The following is a 16615-nucleotide window of genomic DNA, read 5'->3' as shown; positions in this document are numbered from 1 at the left end:
AAACAGAATGGCATTATTAGACGTAAAAGAACTTTCTGTTCACTTTGGCGATAAAAAAACGCCATTTAAAGCAGTGGATCGAATCAGCTATCAAGTTGCACAAGGAGAAGTACTTGGCATTGTGGGAGAATCAGGTTCGGGTAAATCTGTGAGTTCTCTCGCAATTATGGGATTAATTGATCATCCTGGGCGTGTATCGGCAGAATCCTTGCAATTTGAAAACACCAATTTACTCACTTTAAATAGTAAAGCTAAACGCCAGCTTATTGGTGCTGATGTCGCAATGATTTTCCAAGATCCGATGACAAGTTTGAATCCAGCTTATACTGTGGGTTTCCAAATTATGGAAGCGTTAAAAACTCACGAGGGTGGCACAAAAAAGGCGAGAAAAGACCGCACTTTAGAGCTTTTAAGATTGGTCGGTATTCCAGATCCTGAATCTCGAATGAATGTTTATCCCCATCAGCTTTCTGGCGGTATGAGCCAACGTGTGATGATTGCGATGGCAATTGCCTGCAGACCTAAATTATTGATTGCTGACGAGCCAACCACCGCATTGGACGTGACTATTCAAGCACAAATTATGGAACTCTTACTTGAATTGCAAAAGAAAGAGTGTATGTCCCTAATTTTGATTACTCACGATCTAGCACTTGTGGCTGAAGCGGCAGATCGAATTATCGTGATGTATGCTGGACAAATCGTTGAAGAAGGCATCGCAAAAGATATTTTCCGCGAGCCAAAACATCCTTATACGCAAGCCTTGTTACGTTCATTACCTGAATTTGCAGAAGGAAAATCTCGCTTAGCGTCATTACAAGGTGTAGTACCTGGAAAATACGATCGCCCAACAGGCTGTTTATTAAATCCTCGTTGCCCTTATGCAACCGAATACTGTCGCCAAGCTGAACCTCTATTGCATCAGATCGGTTCGCGTAAAGTAAAATGCCATACTCCGCTGAACGAGCAAGGCAATCCCATTGAATATCAAGGAGCTTAATAATGACGAATGAAGTAAAAGAAAATACGCCATTATTAAATGCCATTGGCTTAAAAAAATATTACCCTGTAAAAAAAGGCTTGTTTGCAAAACCACAGCAAGTAAAAGCGTTAGATGGTGTCTCTTTTCAGCTTGAACGAGGTAAAACTTTAGCTGTCGTGGGGGAGTCAGGTTGTGGAAAATCCACGTTAGGGCGTTTGCTAACCATGATTGAACAACCAACTGAAGGCGAGCTGTATTACAAAGGGCATAATTTTTTAGAAAATGATCCTGAAACAAAGGCGCTACGTCGTAAAAAAATTCAAATTGTTTTCCAAAATCCTTATGCGTCATTAAATCCACGCAAAAAAATTGGTTCAATTTTGGAAGAACCTTTGATCATCAATACAAAACTTTCCGCCAAAGAACGGCGAGAAAAAGTTTTATCGATGATGGAAAAAGTCGGATTGCGCGCTGAATTTTATGATCGTTATCCCCATATGTTTTCAGGTGGACAACGCCAACGCATCGCCATAGCTCGTGGATTAATGTTAGATCCCGATGTTGTTGTTGCCGATGAACCTGTTTCTGCATTAGATGTTTCCGTGCGTGCGCAAGTACTGAATTTAATGATGGATTTACAAGATGAATTAGGTTTGTCTTACGTGTTCATTTCGCACGATCTTTCTGTGGTAGAACATACCGCCGATGAAGTGATGGTAATGTATTTAGGTCGTTGTGTTGAAAAAGGGACGACAGAGCAAATCTTCTCTAATCCTCAACATCCATATACCAAAGCGTTACTTTCCGCGACACCACGTTTGTCGCCAAACTTGCGTCGTGAACGTATAAAACTGACGGGCGAATTGCCAAGTCCGATTAATCCACCAAAAGGCTGTGCATTTAATCCTCGTTGTTGGAAAGCGACAGAAAAATGTCGTGAAAATCAACCGCACTTAGCGCAACATACTGATGGCAAATTAATCGCTTGTTTCCATATTGATTAAATTCATTTTGTCAAACTGATAAATAGGCTTATTTTTTCTCTCGCCAATAGGTTGCAAATCGAGGTTTTCCACGACTCGTGAGACCTCGATATTTATAAGTAATTACAGATCCTATCGGAGGGGGATTTTCTCGTTCGTTTAAATTAAAACCCGAACCGATTTTAAATTCTCCCCGATGATTTTTACAAGTTAAAGCACCCATCACATTTTCAAATTGTCCTTTGCCTTTATTGTGTGCAATGACTGTACATTCTTCATCTCGTGCTGTTTTTAATTTTAAAATTTGTGAGCTTCGCTTACGTTCATAAGGTGCATTGGGGTTGCGTACAACAACGCCCTCGCCTTGCAAATTTTCGACTTGTGCAAGAAATTGATATAAATGGGTTTTATCTTTAACAGGAATTTGCTCAATAATTTCAATATAAGTTGTAGGATGTTCAAGTAAATAGGCTTTCAATTTAGCTAAACGCTCAAATAAATTCCCCTCTGCATCAGGCACATCAAAAACATACAATTTCAGCTTTTCCCAACCGTCGCCTTTGAAAGATTTTGTGATGGATGAAATTTCCTCAAAATGATTCCGCTCACTAAATAATTCGCCATCAATGGCAAAAGGCGGAAAATCCTTAATGAAATAAGCGGGCGGCGATAAAGGTTGCCCTTGTCGGGTTAATAATTGCTTTCCATTCCAATAACCGCGTACGCCATCTAACTTTTCAGACATCACCCAACCCTCTATAGATTGATTATTATAGGTATGAAGAAGCATTAAATCTGAGTTAGCAAAAGCAAAAGAACTAGTAAAGAAAAGTAACAAAGTGCGGTAAAATTTCATTGTGTTTTTGAAAATTAAAGGGCAAATAAGTTTACGCAAGATAAACATATCTTGAAAAATCCCCAACCACTCAAACTTCTTTTTTCGATCTAAATCGCAAAAAATCATCATTTCATCGAAAAAAGATGAATTTTTATTTACGCTAGCGAAGAATCTTTATCTGCTATACAATGCCATCGCGATTTTATTCCCAACAAGGAGCAATCAATGTATTTAGATCAAATCAAAGCGGAACTTGTAGAAGCACAAGATGTGTTAAACAAATTTATTGCTGATGAAAATAACATTAAATTAATTCAAGAAGCCGCATTATTAATTTCCAACAGTTTCAAGCAAGGCGGAAAAGTGCTTTCTTGTGGTAATGGCGGTTCGCACTGTGATGCGATGCATTTTGCAGAAGAATTAACGGGTCGTTATCGTGAAAATCGCCCAGGTTATCCCGCTATTGCGATTTCAGATGCAAGCCATTTAAGCTGTGTAAGTAATGATTTTGGCTATGAATATGTATTTTCACGCTATGTTGAAGCGGTGGGGCAAAAAGGCGATGTGTTATTCGGCTTATCGACTTCAGGCAATTCAAAAAATATCTTAAATGCTATTGAAGCGGCAAAAGCAAAAGGAATGAAAGTGATTGCGATGACAGGAAAAGACGGCGGGAAAATGGCAGGATTAGCAGATGTTGAAATTCGCGTACCCCATTTCCGTTATGCAGATCGTATTCAAGAAATCCATATCAAAGTCATTCATATTTTAATGATGTTAATTGAGTTTGAAATGGCAAAGCAAGCCTAAAGTGCGGTTGATTTCAATCAAGTTTTTAAAATCCCAAATTTTTTTGGGATTTTTTATTAATAGCACTTGCATAATTATTCATAAAAATGTAATATTTTTTCATCTTATAAAGCATAGAGAAGAAAAATGGCTATTCGTGTTAAAAATCTCAATTTCTTTTACGGTTCATCACAAGCGTTATTCGATATTAACCTTGAAGCTGAAGAGGGCGATATCGTTGTGTTGCTGGGCCCAAGTGGCGCAGGAAAAAGCACATTAATTCGCACATTAAATTTGTTAGAAGTGCCAAAATCTGGCGAATTAAGCATTGCAAACAATGATTTTAATTTATCCAATGCAATAGCAAATCCCAAAGCAATCAGACAATTACGTCAAGATGTAGGAATGGTGTTTCAACAATATCATCTTTGGCCGCACTTAACTGTGATTGAAAACCTAATTGAAGCACCAATGAAAGTACGTGGTGTGAGTGAAAATGAAGCGAAAACCGATGCAATGGAATTGTTAAAACGTTTACGTTTAGAACAACTTGCCGATCGCTTTCCATTACATTTGTCAGGCGGGCAACAACAACGTGTTGCTATAGCCCGCGCGCTGATGATGAAGCCACAAGTTCTGCTATTTGATGAACCAACGGCTGCATTAGATCCAGAAATTACGGCACAAGTTGTAGATATTATTAAAGAATTACAAGAAACCGGCATTACGCAAGTGATTGTAACCCACGAAGTCAATGTGGCGCAAAAAGTGGCGACAAAAGTCGTCTATATGGAACAAGGTAAAATCGTCGAAATGGGATCGGCAGATTGCTTTGAAAATCCAAAAACGGAACAATTTAAACACTATCTTTCTCACTAGAAATAAGGAGCTTACGATGAAAAAAACATTATTAACTGCCATTTTATTGGGAACATCTGTTGCTGCAAGCGCACAAGAACTCACTTTTGCAATGGAACCTAGCTATCCACCATTTGAAACCACAAATGAAAAAGGCGAAATTATCGGGTTTGATGTGGATGTGGCGAATGCAATTTGTCAAGAAATTCAAGCAACCTGTAAATTCAAAGGCGAAGCCTTTGATGCGTTAATTCCAAATTTAAAAGCAAAACGTTTTGATGCTTCAATTTCTGCTATTGATATTACTGATGCTCGTGCAAAACAGGTTTTATTCTCTGATGCATATTACGACAGTACAGCAAGCTATGTTGCTCTTAAAGGCAAAGCGACCTTAGAAAGTGCAAAAAATGTAGGCGTTCAAAATGGAACTACATTCCAACAATATACCGTAGCGGAAACCAAGCAATATAGTCCAAAATCCTATGCAAGTTTACAAAGTGCTATTTTAGACTTAAAAAGCGGTCGGATTGACATTATTTTTGGCGATACCGCAATGCTTGCCGATATGATTTCCAAAGAGCCAGAAATTCAATTTGTAGGCGAAAAAGTGACCAATAAAAAATATTTTGGTAATGGTTTAGGCATTGCAATGCACAAATCAAACAAAGATTTGGCTGCACAACTAAATAAAGGTTTAGCTGCAATTAAAGCGAATGGCGAATACCAAAAAATCTATGATAAATGGATGACAAAATAATCTATGAGTTATGACTTTCTTTCTTTAATGCTTACCGCTGCCCTAATGACTTTAGGGCTTGCGGTCTGTTCATTGATCTTAGGCTTATTTTTAAGCCTAATTTTTGCCGCACTTGAAGCAAATCGTTTTGTTGGCAAACCAATGACAGTATTTGTGGCATTATTACGTGGCTTACCCGAAATTATTGTTGTATTACTTATCTATTTTGGTTCCACCGAATTAGTCGAAATGCTAACAGGCGAATACATTGAATTTGGGGCATTTGGTTGCGGTGTATTTGCACTTTCTCTCATTTTTGCAGCTTATGCTTCACAAACATTACGCGGAGCCATTCAAGCTATCCCGAAAGGTCAATGGGAGTCTGGCGCAGCGTTAGGCTTAAGCAAAAGCTATACGTTCATTCACATTGTCATGCCACAAGTATGGCGTCACGCCTTACCAGGTTTAAGCAACCAATGGCTTGTATTACTAAAAGATACGGCATTGGTTTCATTAATTGGCGTGGACGATTTGATGCGCCAAGCGGATCTGATTAATACCAATACACATCAACCCTTTACTTGGTACGGTATTGCTGCGTTAATTTATTTGGCGGTGACATTAATTAGCCAAGTTGGTATTCGAAAATTAGAGCTGCGTTTTACTCGTTTTGAAAGGGGCGTGAAATAATGTTTCAAGAATATTTAAGCGTGATCGCACAAGGGATCCCAACAAGTTTACTACTTACAGTCGTATCCTTACTGATTGCTTTCTTTTTAGCCTTATTTCTTACTTTTTTACTTTCAATGGGAAATAAATGGGTAAAAAGTGCGGTCAATTTATACCTTACTTTATTCACTGGCACTCCACTGTTAGTACAGTTCTTTTTAATTTATGCGGGGCCCGGTCAATTTCAATGGATTATTGACAGCCCATTATGGTTTTTCTTATCCAATGCGTGGTTCTGTGCCGCATTAGCTTTAGCACTAAACAGCGCAGCCTATTCCACCCAATTATTTCACGGTGCAGTAAAAGCCATTCATAAAGGACAATGGGAAAGTTGCGCAGCGTTAGGGTTAAGCCGATTACAGACACTTAAAATCTTAATTCCCTACGCTTTAAAACGCGCATTGCCGTCTTACAGTAACGAAATTATTTTGGTATTTAAAGGCACGGCGTTAGCTTCCACCATTACCATTATGGATATTATGGGCTACGCTCGCCAACTTTATGGTACAGAATATGATGCACTCACAATTTACGGCATTGCGGGCGGTATCTATTTAATTATTACGGGCATTGCGACTTTATTACTACGTAAATTAGAGAAAAAAGTGTTGGCATTTGAACGTTTTGAAGTAAGCAAAGCATAAAGTGCGGTAAGATTTTTAGTGATTTTTAAATCCCAACCTAAGTTGGGATTTTTTATATTTTAATGTAATAGTTTTCTCAAAAGCTATTGAAAAATAAGATTTCCGAGAATTTTAACCGCACTTTTACTCAACTATTTTCTACTCCGCCCTAAAACGAATAACGGTGATCGCCTTAGACGATCACCGTTAAATTAAAGTGTTTTATAAAAAAGATTTTTGTATTCTAAAAATTAGAATCCGTAACCCACACCAACTTTTGCACCATAGTTATTAACTTTGGTACTATCAAAATTACCTAAACGATTGTACTCAACCCCACCATTTGCGTACCAATTGCCATCTAACTTATATTTCGCACCTGCTACAACACCATATCCGAGCTTAATTTCTGAAGAACTTCTATATGGTTGGTTAGCTCTGTTATCATATTTAAACTGGTTAGCTGCAACACGAGCACCTACATAAGGTTGCACTTTAGAATTCGTGTCAAAATCATATAATACTGATGCACCTAAACCGTGAATTTTCGCACCATCAATTTTTCCGTGATGAGTATAATCACCCGCAACACGTGTATTTCCTACTTTATATCCAACGGATACACGAGGTTCAATTCTTGTATTGTTACTACCATTTGCTTTGGTTCGAGATAAACCGACATCGCCTTCAGCATAGATATTCGCATTTGCAACAGAAGCAAAGGCAAATGCACCAACAATAACTGCTAATAAAGATTTTTTCATTGGATAACTCCTTTATTTATTGAATAAACTGGAAAAATATATCACAAAAATTATTCTGTTTCATCGACAAAAACTAATTTTCCCTTACATTTTCTACATAAATATTCAATCTTTTCTCTTACTATTCTATTATGACGGCGAATACTTAGAAAATGTGTTTGGCACGCACAACGATATTCAAAGGTTTCACCTTGCACATTTTTTATATCAAATTGATGGCAAGTGTCTGCGGGAAGCTTAAAAATTTCATTCATTACAAGCTGCCACTCTTTCCCGTGTGGTTTTACGCGACCAAACATTTGATACACAATCAAATGCGCAAGCTCGTGTGGCACGACTTGTCGAATAAATTCATCTGCATTTTCTAATAACAAAGTGCGGTTAAATTTTATTTGATTTTTTTGCAGATAAGCCACGCCTGCCTTTATGCCACGCAAATCATAATTTACCTCAGGCATTGTAAACTTTCGATTAAAATAAGCCTCTACAAGCTGCAAAGATTGATTCAATTTACGTTGCACTTGCATTTTTAAATGACGGAATGGAATTAATGATATTGATGTCATAGGTAAAAGCAAAAACCGCTAGATAAGCGGCTTTTATATGATAGAATGATCAGTGGCTGGTCAGGTGTTGTCATTACCTGACTGGGGGGTCAGGTAATGCAATCATCTCGATCAGTTTGTTTTAACACTGATTGGGAGACAAAATTGATGAAAATTATCTTTATAATTGTCATCGCACTTATTGTGTTACTGTATAGCTCGCCAGCTTGGTAACACTTATCAGTCAAGGCAACAAGTAACCTTGTTGCCTTTCCAATATAAGCCTTTCAAACTAAAAATTCAAGCCTATTATTTTAATCCTACCGCAATACGTAAGAGTGCGGTTAAATTTACAAGAATTTATTCAATTTACGTTGCACTTACATTTTTAAATGACGAAATTGAATGAGTGATATTGATGTCATCGGTAAAAGCAAAAACCGCTAGATAAGCAGCTTTTATATGATAGAATAAACAGTGGTTGGTCAGGTACGTTATTGCCTGACTGGCGGGTCAGGCAGTAACTCAATCTCGATCAGCTTTGTTTAACAACTCTGAAAGGAGATAGCCTTATGATAAAAATCATCTTAATGATTATTATCGGGTTCTTGTTGCTGTCCTTTAGCTCCCCAGCTTGGTAGCAACCTAAACCAACTAAGGCAGCAAGTAACCTTGTTGCCTTTCCAATATAAGCCTTTCAAACTAAAAATTCAAGACTATTATTTTAAACCTGCTGCAACACGTAATTCTGCTGCACGATCCACTTTTTCCCAAGGGAATTGCTCACGACCGAAATGACCATAAGCTGCCGTTTCACGATAGATTGGTTGAATTAAATCTAACATTTTAATTAAGCCATAAGGACGTAAATCAAAAAATTCACGAACTAATGACACTAATAATTCATTTGCAACTTTTCCAGTTCCAAAGGTTTCGACCATGATAGATGTTGGATCAGCCACACCAATCGCATAAGAAAGTTGGATTTCACAACGATCTGCTAAACCTGCTGCCACAATATTTTTTGCGACATAACGTGCAGCATAAGCAGCGGAACGATCTACTTTAGATGGATCTTTTCCTGAGAATGCGCCACCACCATGACGAGCAGCACCACCGTAAGTATCTACGATAATTTTACGACCAGTTAAACCACAATCGCCCATTGGTCCACCGATTACAAAACGACCAGTTGGGTTAATGAAAAACTTTGTTTCTTTAGAAAGCCATTCACTTGGTAATACAGGTTTGATAATTTCTTCCATCACACCTTCATGTAAATCTTTTTGGCTAACTTCTTCAGAATGTTGAGTAGAAAGCACAACCGCATCCACACCAACAATTTTATTATCTTCATATTTTAAAGTTACTTGGCTTTTCGCATCTGGGCGTAACCATGCTAATTTACCGCTTTTACGCACCTCAGCTTGTTTTTCCATTAAACGATGAGCATAAGTAATAGCTGCAGGCATTAATACATCCGTTTCATTAGTGGCATAACCAAACATAATACCTTGGTCGCCTGCGCCTTGATCTAATGGATTTTCACGATCAACGCCTTGATTAATATCTGCAGATTGTTTACCAATCGCATTAAGCACTGAACAAGAATGGCCATCAAAACCCATTTCAGAATGCTCATAACCAATATCACAAATCACTTTACGGGTTAAATTCTCAATATCGACCCATGCTGATGTGGTAATTTCACCACCCACCAATGCCATACCAGTTTTTACGTAAGTCTCACAAGCTACTCGTGCTTTTGGATCTTGTTTTAGGATTTCATCAAGTACCGCATCAGAAATTTGATCGGCAATTTTATCTGGATGCCCTTCAGAGACAGATTCGGATGTAAATAAATAACTAGACATATTTTCTCTCTTATCTTTTAAATTTGGATGTATTGACGTATAGACGGCTATAATACGCATTTTTGCTTAATAAGCAAGCGGTATTATGGGGTAGTTGTGGGGGTAGTTGTGGGAGTAATCGCCAACCAATTACGCAAAATTTGCTCTCCAAAGTCTGACATATATGACTCAGGATGAAACTGAACACCATAAATTGGTAACGATTTATGCTGCATAGCCATTACCACACCTTCATCACAAAGTGCGGTAACTTCTAGGCAATGAGGTAAATCGTCTTTATGTACACCCCAAGAATGGTATAGCCCGATATTAAATTCAGTTGGAAGATCAAAAAACAATGGGGAATTTGACCGCACTTTTAATGTTCTTTTCTGCCCATGACGAACTTTCTCTAAGTTATACAATGTACCGCCAAAAAATTCACATAAGGTTTGATGCCCTAAACACACACCTAAAATAGATTTTTGCTGATAATATTTTTCCAACATAGAAAAAAGTTGTGGGTAAGAGCGTGGCACATCGGGCCCCGGCGAAATCAATATATGACTATAGTTCTCCGCTGTATTTTCTTTCAAATCTTCCACGTTTAAAACGTCATAAGGCACATTTAATTTCCGAATTAAATCTACCAAGTTAAAAGTAAAAGAATCGTGATTATTAATGATGAGTAATTTCATAACCGCTCGGCATTCGTTATAATCGGGCAATTTTACGCAAAATGACATAAAGCACAATGCAACATTTTATTGAACAGGCTAATCATTATGGCAAACAACGCACGCCATTTTTCTTTCTCATTGATTTTGAAAAAGAAAAACCATTGATTTGTCCTCTCGAAAATTCTGCACAACAAGGCATTTATTTTGATATTTTAGGGAAAAGAAATTGCACAATTTTTCCACAACCAATCCATCTTAATTTTACCAAACATCCAATGCCCTTCTCGCGTTATCAACAAGGTTTTAAACTTGTTCAAAGTGAATTACAGAAAGGCAATTCTTATTTATTGAATCTCACCTACCCCACTGAAATTTCAGGTAATCTGTCACTTGAACAGATTTTTCATCAAACAAATGCACCTTATAAATTGTGGTTACAAGATCAATTTGTTTGCTTCTCACCAGAATGTTTTATCAATATTCATGACAACAGCATTTTTACTTATCCCATGAAAGGGACAATTAATGCGTCTCTGCCCGATGCAGAAAATCAGTTACTCACAAATGAAAAAGAACAACGCGAGCATTACACAATTGTTGATTTAATGCGTAATGATTTATCCATGGTGGCAGAAAACATTCAGGTGAAAAAATTTCGTTATATCGATCGCATCAAAACACAAAAAGGCGAAATACTGCAAACCAGTTCTGAAATTTACGGAAAATTGAATGAAAACTGGCAAAATCAAATTGGTGATATTTTAGCGAAACTCTTGCCTGCTGGTTCCATAAGTGGCGCCCCAAAAGAAAAAACCACACAAATTATTCAACAAGCAGAAAAACAAAAACGCGGTTATTACACAGGAATTTTTGGCATATTTGATGGTGAAACACTACAAAGTGCGGTGGCAATTCGCTTTATTTCTGAAGTAGATGAAAAATTTTATTTTCATAGCGGAGGCGGTATTACCATTCATAGCAATGTGCAAGATGAATATAAAGAATTGTTAGAAAAAGTCTATTTACCGATTAAAGGTGCTGATTAATGTATCCCCTATTTGAAACCCTTTGTATTGAAAACGGGAAAATTCAAAATATCGATTTACACCAAACGCGATATGAACGTAGTTTGCGTGAATATTATGGCAAAAGTGCGGTGAAAATTTTTAATCTTTTTTCACTCATTCAACTGCCTGCTTACTTACAAAATCGATTAGTTCGCTGCCGCATTGATTACAATGCCGAAACCACACAAATTCAATATTTTGAATACCATCGTAAAATTTACCGCACTTTTCAACCTGTAATTTGTGACGATATCGAATATAGCTTGAAATATGCTGATCGGTGTTTAATTAACACATTGTTTGCTCAACGTGGTTCTTGTGATGAAATTATTATTATCAAAAATGGAAAAGTGACAGATTGTTCCATTGGTAATTTAATTTTCCGCCAAGGGGAAAAATGGTACACACCAGACACGCCATTGCTTTTAGGCACACAACGAGAAAAATTATTACAAGAGGGGAAAATTCAAGAACGCACAATATTCCAAGAAGATATTGTCAATTTTGATGAAATTAAAATCATTAACGCAATGAATAGCTTATAAAAAATAAGCCGACTGATTCAGCCGGCTATTTTATTACAATTATTTTTCAGAATTTTTCAATAATTCCGCATGTGCCTTTTTCTGGCTTTTCATTTTCGCACTGATCTCACGACGTTGCGTAGAAAGCTCCGCATTGCGAATCGTATAATCATCAACACGACTTTCATAGTCATCACGCATACTTTCAATAATTCCACGCACCTCTTCGATGGTCATATCATCACGAATGTATTGATTTAAGTTATCTAACAATAATACGCGTTTTTGATTGTCACGGATTTTACGATTATTGTCTTCCATGTCGCGTTTAATTTTGTTTTTCGAACGATACATACGCACGTATTCCAACACTTCTTGGAAAGATTGCTTGTTTACAGTTTCCATAATGACTCTCTTTTAGTAAGAAAATTGATGGCGGTAATGTAGCCTCTTTTTGGTAATTCGTCAAAAGCTGAAAGTAAATTTTGTGAGTCAGCTCAAAAAAATTTTTTATTTACCGAAAAAGAGTTTGATTCTCTGCTTTTGTAGTGATAAAACAGATCCAACTATCTACAAAAATAAGGAAACACAATGTCACAAGTCTTTAATTTTAGCGCTGGCCCAGCGATGATTTTTCCAGAAGTGCTACAAAAAGCACAAGGTGAACTGACAAACTGGCTCAATCAAGGCGTATCCGTGATGGAGGTGAGCCATCGCGGTAAATATTTCATGGAACTTATTGAACAAGCAGAAAAAGATCTACGTGATGTTTTCAATATTCCTGATAACTATCGCGTACTTTTCCTACAAGGTGGTGCTCGCGGTCAATTTGCTGCGATTCCGATGAACTTAATCGGTAAAAAAGGCAAAGCCCTTTATTTAAATAGTGGGCATTGGTCAGCTACAGCGGCAAAAGAAGCAAGAAATTTTGCAGAAGTTGATGAAATCAGTATCGTAGAAAATGGCGAACAGACTCGAATTACCGATCTTGATTTTAGCCATATCGCTGATCAATATGACTACGTTCATTATTGCCCAAATGAAACCATCAGTGGTGTAGAAATTTTTGATGTACCAAATGTGGGCGATGCCGTATTGGTCGCTGATATGTCTTCAAATATTCTTTCACACCAAATCGATATCAGTAAATTTGGTGTAATTTATGCAGGTGCGCAAAAAAATCTTGGTCCTGCGGGCATTACATTAGTCATTATTCGTGATGATTTAATCGGTAATGCACGTAAAGAAACCCCATCTATTTGGAATTATGCGACTCAACGTGATGCAGACTCAATGATCAATACACCCCCAACATTTGCTTGGTATTTATGTTCCCTCGTATTTAAACATCTTAAAGAGATGGGTGGCTTAGAGGTGATCGCAAAACGTAATGCGCTAAAAGCGCAAACACTTTATGATTATATTGATTCGAGCAAACTTTACCGCAATGTGGTAGCAAAAGAAAACCGCTCAACAATGAATGTCACTTTCATCACAGGCAATACTGAATTAGATGCAAAATTTGTCGCAGAATCTACTGCTGCAGGCTTACAAGCCTTGAAAGGTCACAAGGTTTTAGGTGGAATGCGAGCATCTATTTATAATGCTATGCCACAAGAAGGCGTTGAGACACTCATTTCATTTATGAAAAAATTTGAAGCTGAAAATCTTCCTCAATAGTTAAAGAACATTTTCATATGGGCGTATTGACTACGCCCAAATTTACTTGAAAATTAATCCTAATCCACATCAATATTTTCAAATAACACTATGCAGTACATCAACATTGCCAATCGTGGCGTAAAATCCTTATCACCTTACCAAGCTGGTAAACCAATTGAAGAATTAGAACGAGAACTTGGTATTTCCAATATCGTTAAACTTGCCTCAAATGAAAACCCATTTGGTTTTCCAGAAAGTGCAAAAAAAGCAATCTTCGAACAATTAGATAAACTGACTCGTTATCCAGATGCGAATGGCTTTGAACTAAAACAAACTATCGCAAAAAAATTTGGCATTCAAGCAAATCAAATTACGCTCGGAAATGGCTCAAATGATTTATTAGAACTTTTTGCTCACACCTTCGCAACAGAAGGCGATGAAATCATTTATTCACAATATGCCTTTATTGTTTATCCTTTAGTAACTAAAGCGATTAATGCAGTTGCAAAAGAAATTCCAGCTAAAAATTGGGGGCACGATTTACAAGGATTTTTGACCGCTCTTTCTGATAAAACAAAGCTCATTTACATTGCTAATCCTAATAATCCAACGGGTAATTTTTTAACGTCGCAAGAAATTGAAGATTTTTTAGCAGAAGTTCCCCAAAATGTAATCGTGGTATTAGATGAAGCCTACACTGAATTTACCAGTTCTGAAGAACGAGTGGACTCCTTCCGTTTATTAAAAAAATATTCAAATTTAATTATTTCACGCTCTCTTTCTAAAGCCTATGGCTTAGCAGGTTTACGCATTGGTTATGCTGTATCTAATCCTGAAATCGCAGATTTATTAAATCGAGTTCGACAACCATTTAACTGTAATTCTTTGGCATTAACCGCTGCTGTTGCCGTAATGAATGACGATGAATTTGTTGAGAAAGTAGCTGAAAATAATCGAGTAGAAATGCGACGTTATGAAGACTTTTGTCAAAAAAATCAATTGGAATATATTCCCTCCAAGGGAAATTTTATAACGATTGATTTCAAACAACCTGCAGCCCCAATTTATGCTGCATTATTACATGAAGGCGTAATTGTTCGCCCAATTGCTGGGTATGGCATGCCGAATCATTTGCGTATAAGTATTGGTTTACCTGAAGAAAATGATCGATTTTTTACCGCACTTTCTAAGGTATTAAAACTTGCCTAGACTATGTGTTCAATAAAAACAAATTTATTTGTATAAAAAACCCGCTATAAGCGGGTTTCATTTTTCTCATATCTTAAGCGTGTTTTGCTGCAACTTCAGCTAATAAAGTTTGTAATTCACCAGATTGATACATCTCTAAAATGATATCACAACCACCAATTAATTCCCCCTCTACCCATAATTGCGGAAAAGTTGGCCAGTTTGCGTATGCTGGTAATTCAGCACGAATATCTGGATGTTGCAAAATATCTACATAACCAAAAGGTACTTTACAATTCATCAATGCTTCAGATGCACGGGCAGAAAAGCCACAAGATGGTAATTTTGGTGAACCTTTCATATAAATAAGAATTGGATTTTCACTAATTTGCTTTTTGATTTTGTCTAAGGTTTCCATAATGTTCCCTATAAATAAATGAGAACAGCATTCTATCATAAGTTAAAACTTGATTGAAATGCTTGGTTTTATATTCATATAAGACAAAAGGCCTAAACCGAAGTTTAAGCCTTTTGCTGTATTTAATCTTTCGTTAAACGAATACTAAAATTATTTAGTACCGTTTACCGCGATTTCTACACGACGGTCTGGAGCAAGACAAGCGATAAGCGCTTTACGACCTTTAACTTGGTCACAAGTTGCGCCAGTCACTGGGTTTGCTTTACCATAACCAGTTGCAGAAATCGCATCTGCAGCAACACCTTTAGACACGAAATAGTTAGCTACAGAGTCAGCACGTTGTTGAGAAAGTTTAACGTTGAATGCGTCAGAACCAATACGGTCAGTGTAACCAGCAACAGCTACTTTAGCACCGTTGATTTGTGCGATTTCACCGTAAATACCATCTAAGGTTGCTTGAGCTTGTGGTTTTAAATTCGCTTTACCAAATGCGAAAGTCACATCAGAGTTTAAGTTGAAAGTTTTGCTTACAACTTCAGGTGCAGCTACAACTGGCGCTGCGCCTTGACCGAAACGGTAAGAAACACCCGCGTTGATAGAACCAATCCATGGATTGTAATTAATTGCACTATTTGCATCATCTCCTGTACGTAATTTACCTACACGAGTTAGCCATTGGTATTCTAAACGAACTGCTAACTCTGGTAACACTGCATATTCTGCACCAACTGCGAATAAACCAGAAGTACGCAAGCTATGTTCACGGAACTGATCACTAACTTTTTTATAGTCAGAACGAACTAAAGCAACACCTGCTTTACCGTAAACATCTAAACCATTTAACACTTCGTAACTACCTTTAAAGCTTAAGTGAGCACCGTGGTTAGTGTGTTTAGCAATAGTTTTACCAGCATTACGACCTTTCGCACGACCGAAATCGTCGTAACCTAATTCAACCGCTAAACCTAAGTTATCTTGATTTAAAATTTGATAACCACCGAATACGCCATAAGTAAAAGAATTACGGTGATAACCAGCACTATTTTCACGAGCTAGGGCACGAACGCCATCATGGAAAGATGCTTGACCAGCTTTAACACCTGCATAGAAAGTGTTTTCTTGTGGAGCTGCTTGAGCTACTGAAGCTGCTGCTAAACCAGCAACTACTAATGCGATTGCAGTTTTTTTCATTTTGATGTCCTCTATTTAGTCATCGAATAGTAATAAAAAAATTATTCCCGTTTAGACTGAACTTTTAATCAAAGTTATATCCTAAACAGTCACTTAACGAGGGTTTGAATTTGCCTCATTGCTACCTTTTGACAAATTCAATTCCTTTGTTTATGTTTACCCCAAAGGAACGTTCAAAAGTGCGC

Annotated in this window: 19 protein-coding genes; 11 read left to right on the top strand and 8 right to left on the bottom strand. The window is 37.3% G+C overall.

Annotated features, from left to right (window positions below; all coding sequences use genetic code 11):
* Positions 1–7 precede the first annotated feature (7 nt).
* Together dppD and ABW51_RS02785 are read left to right on the top strand one after the other, a co-directional pair.
* Entirely contained in the window at positions 8–1000 is a 993-nt protein-coding gene (dppD, locus tag ABW51_RS02790) for a dipeptide ABC transporter ATP-binding protein (protein WP_053465476.1), read from the top strand.
* Between the two features lie 2 nt (positions 1001–1002).
* Positions 1003–1986: a peptide ABC transporter ATP-binding protein gene (locus ABW51_RS02785; RefSeq protein WP_053465475.1), complete on the top strand. Its 984-nt coding sequence runs from the start codon at positions 1003–1005 to the stop codon at positions 1984–1986.
* A 28-nt stretch (positions 1987–2014) separates the two neighbouring features.
* Here ABW51_RS02785 and ABW51_RS02780 read toward each other — a convergent pair whose 3' ends face one another.
* Entirely contained in the window at positions 2015–2821 is an 807-nt protein-coding gene (locus ABW51_RS02780) for a DNA ligase (protein WP_053465496.1), read from the bottom strand.
* 207 nt (positions 2822–3028) lie between these two features.
* On the opposite strand from ABW51_RS02780, the gene lpcA reads away from it, so the two are divergent.
* The 5 genes from lpcA to artM all read left to right on the top strand — a co-directional run bounded on the left by lpcA (position 3029) and on the right by artM (position 6559).
* The gene (gene lpcA, locus ABW51_RS02775; protein WP_053465474.1) at positions 3029–3613 is read left to right on the top strand and encodes a D-sedoheptulose 7-phosphate isomerase; all 585 of its coding nucleotides are present in this window, start codon (positions 3029–3031) and stop codon (positions 3611–3613) included.
* A 126-nt stretch (positions 3614–3739) separates the two neighbouring features.
* Positions 3740–4471 (top strand): arginine ABC transporter ATP-binding protein ArtP, encoded by a 732-nt coding sequence (artP, locus tag ABW51_RS02770; protein ID WP_053465473.1) that lies wholly within the window; start codon positions 3740–3742, stop codon positions 4469–4471.
* Positions 4472–4487: 16 nt separating this feature from the next.
* Entirely contained in the window at positions 4488–5207 is a 720-nt protein-coding gene (locus ABW51_RS02765) for a lysine/arginine/ornithine ABC transporter substrate-binding protein (protein ID WP_053465472.1), read from the top strand.
* Between the two features lie 3 nt (positions 5208–5210).
* Positions 5211–5876 (top strand): arginine ABC transporter permease ArtQ, encoded by a 666-nt coding sequence (gene artQ, locus ABW51_RS02760; protein ID WP_053465471.1) that lies wholly within the window; start codon positions 5211–5213, stop codon positions 5874–5876.
* Complete coding sequence (artM, locus tag ABW51_RS02755) at positions 5876–6559, top strand: arginine ABC transporter permease ArtM (RefSeq protein WP_053465470.1); 684 nt, start codon at positions 5876–5878, stop codon at positions 6557–6559. The genes artQ and artM overlap by 1 nt, the downstream gene beginning before the upstream one ends.
* A gap of 230 nt (positions 6560–6789) precedes the next feature.
* Here artM and ABW51_RS02750 read toward each other — a convergent pair whose 3' ends face one another.
* From ABW51_RS02750 to ABW51_RS02735, 4 genes are all read right to left on the bottom strand, one after another.
* Positions 6790–7302, bottom strand: a complete 513-nt coding sequence (locus tag ABW51_RS02750; protein ID WP_053465469.1) for an opacity family porin — start codon at positions 7300–7302, stop codon at positions 6790–6792.
* A gap of 50 nt (positions 7303–7352) precedes the next feature.
* Positions 7353–7868 (bottom strand): SprT family zinc-dependent metalloprotease, encoded by a 516-nt coding sequence (locus tag ABW51_RS02745; RefSeq protein WP_053465468.1) that lies wholly within the window; start codon positions 7866–7868, stop codon positions 7353–7355.
* 698 nt (positions 7869–8566) lie between these two features.
* Positions 8567–9721 carry a methionine adenosyltransferase gene (gene metK / locus ABW51_RS02740; protein ID WP_053465467.1) on the bottom strand — a complete coding sequence of 385 codons (1155 nt, stop codon included), beginning with the start codon at positions 9719–9721 and terminating at the stop codon, positions 8567–8569.
* An 83-nt stretch (positions 9722–9804) separates the two neighbouring features.
* Positions 9805–10398 (bottom strand): anthranilate synthase component II, encoded by a 594-nt coding sequence (locus ABW51_RS02735; RefSeq protein WP_053465466.1) that lies wholly within the window; start codon positions 10396–10398, stop codon positions 9805–9807.
* A gap of 56 nt (positions 10399–10454) precedes the next feature.
* Between ABW51_RS02735 and ABW51_RS02730 the strand changes: the two genes are divergently transcribed.
* Complete coding sequence (locus tag ABW51_RS02730) at positions 10455–11426, top strand: aminodeoxychorismate synthase component I (RefSeq protein ID WP_053465465.1); 972 nt, start codon at positions 10455–10457, stop codon at positions 11424–11426.
* On the top strand, positions 11426–11992 hold the full coding sequence (locus ABW51_RS02725) for an aminotransferase class IV family protein (protein WP_053465464.1): 567 nt from the start codon (positions 11426–11428) through the stop codon (positions 11990–11992). The genes ABW51_RS02730 and ABW51_RS02725 overlap by 1 nt, the downstream gene beginning before the upstream one ends.
* A gap of 39 nt (positions 11993–12031) precedes the next feature.
* Here the strand turns inward: ABW51_RS02725 and ABW51_RS02720 are convergent, their stop codons facing one another.
* Positions 12032–12376, bottom strand: a complete 345-nt coding sequence (locus ABW51_RS02720; RefSeq protein WP_053465463.1) for a DUF496 family protein — start codon at positions 12374–12376, stop codon at positions 12032–12034.
* Positions 12377–12562: 186 nt separating this feature from the next.
* Here ABW51_RS02720 and serC point away from each other — a divergent pair, with 186 nt between their 5' ends.
* Together serC and hisC are read left to right on the top strand one after the other, a co-directional pair.
* Positions 12563–13651 carry a 3-phosphoserine/phosphohydroxythreonine transaminase gene (serC, locus tag ABW51_RS02715; RefSeq protein ID WP_053465462.1) on the top strand — a complete coding sequence of 363 codons (1089 nt, stop codon included), beginning with the start codon at positions 12563–12565 and terminating at the stop codon, positions 13649–13651.
* Between the two features lie 90 nt (positions 13652–13741).
* Positions 13742–14842 carry a histidinol-phosphate transaminase gene (hisC, locus tag ABW51_RS02710; protein WP_053465461.1) on the top strand — a complete coding sequence of 367 codons (1101 nt, stop codon included), beginning with the start codon at positions 13742–13744 and terminating at the stop codon, positions 14840–14842.
* A 73-nt stretch (positions 14843–14915) separates the two neighbouring features.
* Here the strand turns inward: hisC and grxD are convergent, their stop codons facing one another.
* Both grxD and ompA read right to left on the bottom strand, forming a co-directional pair.
* Positions 14916–15239: a Grx4 family monothiol glutaredoxin gene (grxD, locus tag ABW51_RS02705; RefSeq protein ID WP_005627223.1), complete on the bottom strand. Its 324-nt coding sequence runs from the start codon at positions 15237–15239 to the stop codon at positions 14916–14918.
* A gap of 150 nt (positions 15240–15389) precedes the next feature.
* Entirely contained in the window at positions 15390–16430 is a 1041-nt protein-coding gene (ompA, locus tag ABW51_RS02700) for a porin OmpA (protein WP_053465460.1), read from the bottom strand.
* Positions 16431–16615: the final 185 nt, after the last annotated feature.

Source organism: Haemophilus sp. C1, from assembly GCF_001276515.1.
Lineage (GTDB): Bacteria > Pseudomonadota > Gammaproteobacteria > Enterobacterales > Pasteurellaceae > Haemophilus.
The sequence above is the reverse complement of the archived record's forward strand: the minus strand, read 5'-3'. Positions and strand labels throughout refer to the sequence as shown.

What these genes read in the sequence shown, in the direction of transcription:
- serC (WP_053465462.1), top strand. Translation starts at nt 12,563, where the DNA reads ATGTCACAAGTCTTTAATTTTAGCGCTGGCCCAGCGATGATTTTTCCA.
- ompA (WP_053465460.1), bottom strand. Translation starts at nt 16,430, where the DNA reads ATGAAAAAAACTGCAATCGCATTAGTAGTTGCTGGTTTAGCAGCAGCT.
- ABW51_RS02735 (WP_053465466.1), bottom strand. Translation starts at nt 10,398, where the DNA reads ATGAAATTACTCATCATTAATAATCACGATTCTTTTACTTTTAACTTG.
- ABW51_RS02730 (WP_053465465.1), top strand. Translation starts at nt 10,455, where the DNA reads ATGCAACATTTTATTGAACAGGCTAATCATTATGGCAAACAACGCACG.
- hisC (WP_053465461.1), top strand. Translation starts at nt 13,742, where the DNA reads ATGCAGTACATCAACATTGCCAATCGTGGCGTAAAATCCTTATCACCT.
- ABW51_RS02780 (WP_053465496.1), bottom strand. Translation starts at nt 2,821, where the DNA reads ATGAAATTTTACCGCACTTTGTTACTTTTCTTTACTAGTTCTTTTGCT.
- ABW51_RS02720 (WP_053465463.1), bottom strand. Translation starts at nt 12,376, where the DNA reads ATGGAAACTGTAAACAAGCAATCTTTCCAAGAAGTGTTGGAATACGTG.
- artM (WP_053465470.1), top strand. Translation starts at nt 5,876, where the DNA reads ATGTTTCAAGAATATTTAAGCGTGATCGCACAAGGGATCCCAACAAGT.
- ABW51_RS02785 (WP_053465475.1), top strand. Translation starts at nt 1,003, where the DNA reads ATGACGAATGAAGTAAAAGAAAATACGCCATTATTAAATGCCATTGGC.
- dppD (WP_053465476.1), top strand. Translation starts at nt 8, where the DNA reads ATGGCATTATTAGACGTAAAAGAACTTTCTGTTCACTTTGGCGATAAA.
- grxD (WP_005627223.1), bottom strand. Translation starts at nt 15,239, where the DNA reads ATGGAAACCTTAGACAAAATCAAAAAGCAAATTAGTGAAAATCCAATT.
- lpcA (WP_053465474.1), top strand. Translation starts at nt 3,029, where the DNA reads ATGTATTTAGATCAAATCAAAGCGGAACTTGTAGAAGCACAAGATGTG.
- metK (WP_053465467.1), bottom strand. Translation starts at nt 9,721, where the DNA reads ATGTCTAGTTATTTATTTACATCCGAATCTGTCTCTGAAGGGCATCCA.
- ABW51_RS02745 (WP_053465468.1), bottom strand. Translation starts at nt 7,868, where the DNA reads ATGACATCAATATCATTAATTCCATTCCGTCATTTAAAAATGCAAGTG.
- artP (WP_053465473.1), top strand. Translation starts at nt 3,740, where the DNA reads ATGGCTATTCGTGTTAAAAATCTCAATTTCTTTTACGGTTCATCACAA.
- artQ (WP_053465471.1), top strand. Translation starts at nt 5,211, where the DNA reads ATGAGTTATGACTTTCTTTCTTTAATGCTTACCGCTGCCCTAATGACT.
- ABW51_RS02725 (WP_053465464.1), top strand. Translation starts at nt 11,426, where the DNA reads ATGTATCCCCTATTTGAAACCCTTTGTATTGAAAACGGGAAAATTCAA.
- ABW51_RS02765 (WP_053465472.1), top strand. Translation starts at nt 4,488, where the DNA reads ATGAAAAAAACATTATTAACTGCCATTTTATTGGGAACATCTGTTGCT.
- ABW51_RS02750 (WP_053465469.1), bottom strand. Translation starts at nt 7,302, where the DNA reads ATGAAAAAATCTTTATTAGCAGTTATTGTTGGTGCATTTGCCTTTGCT.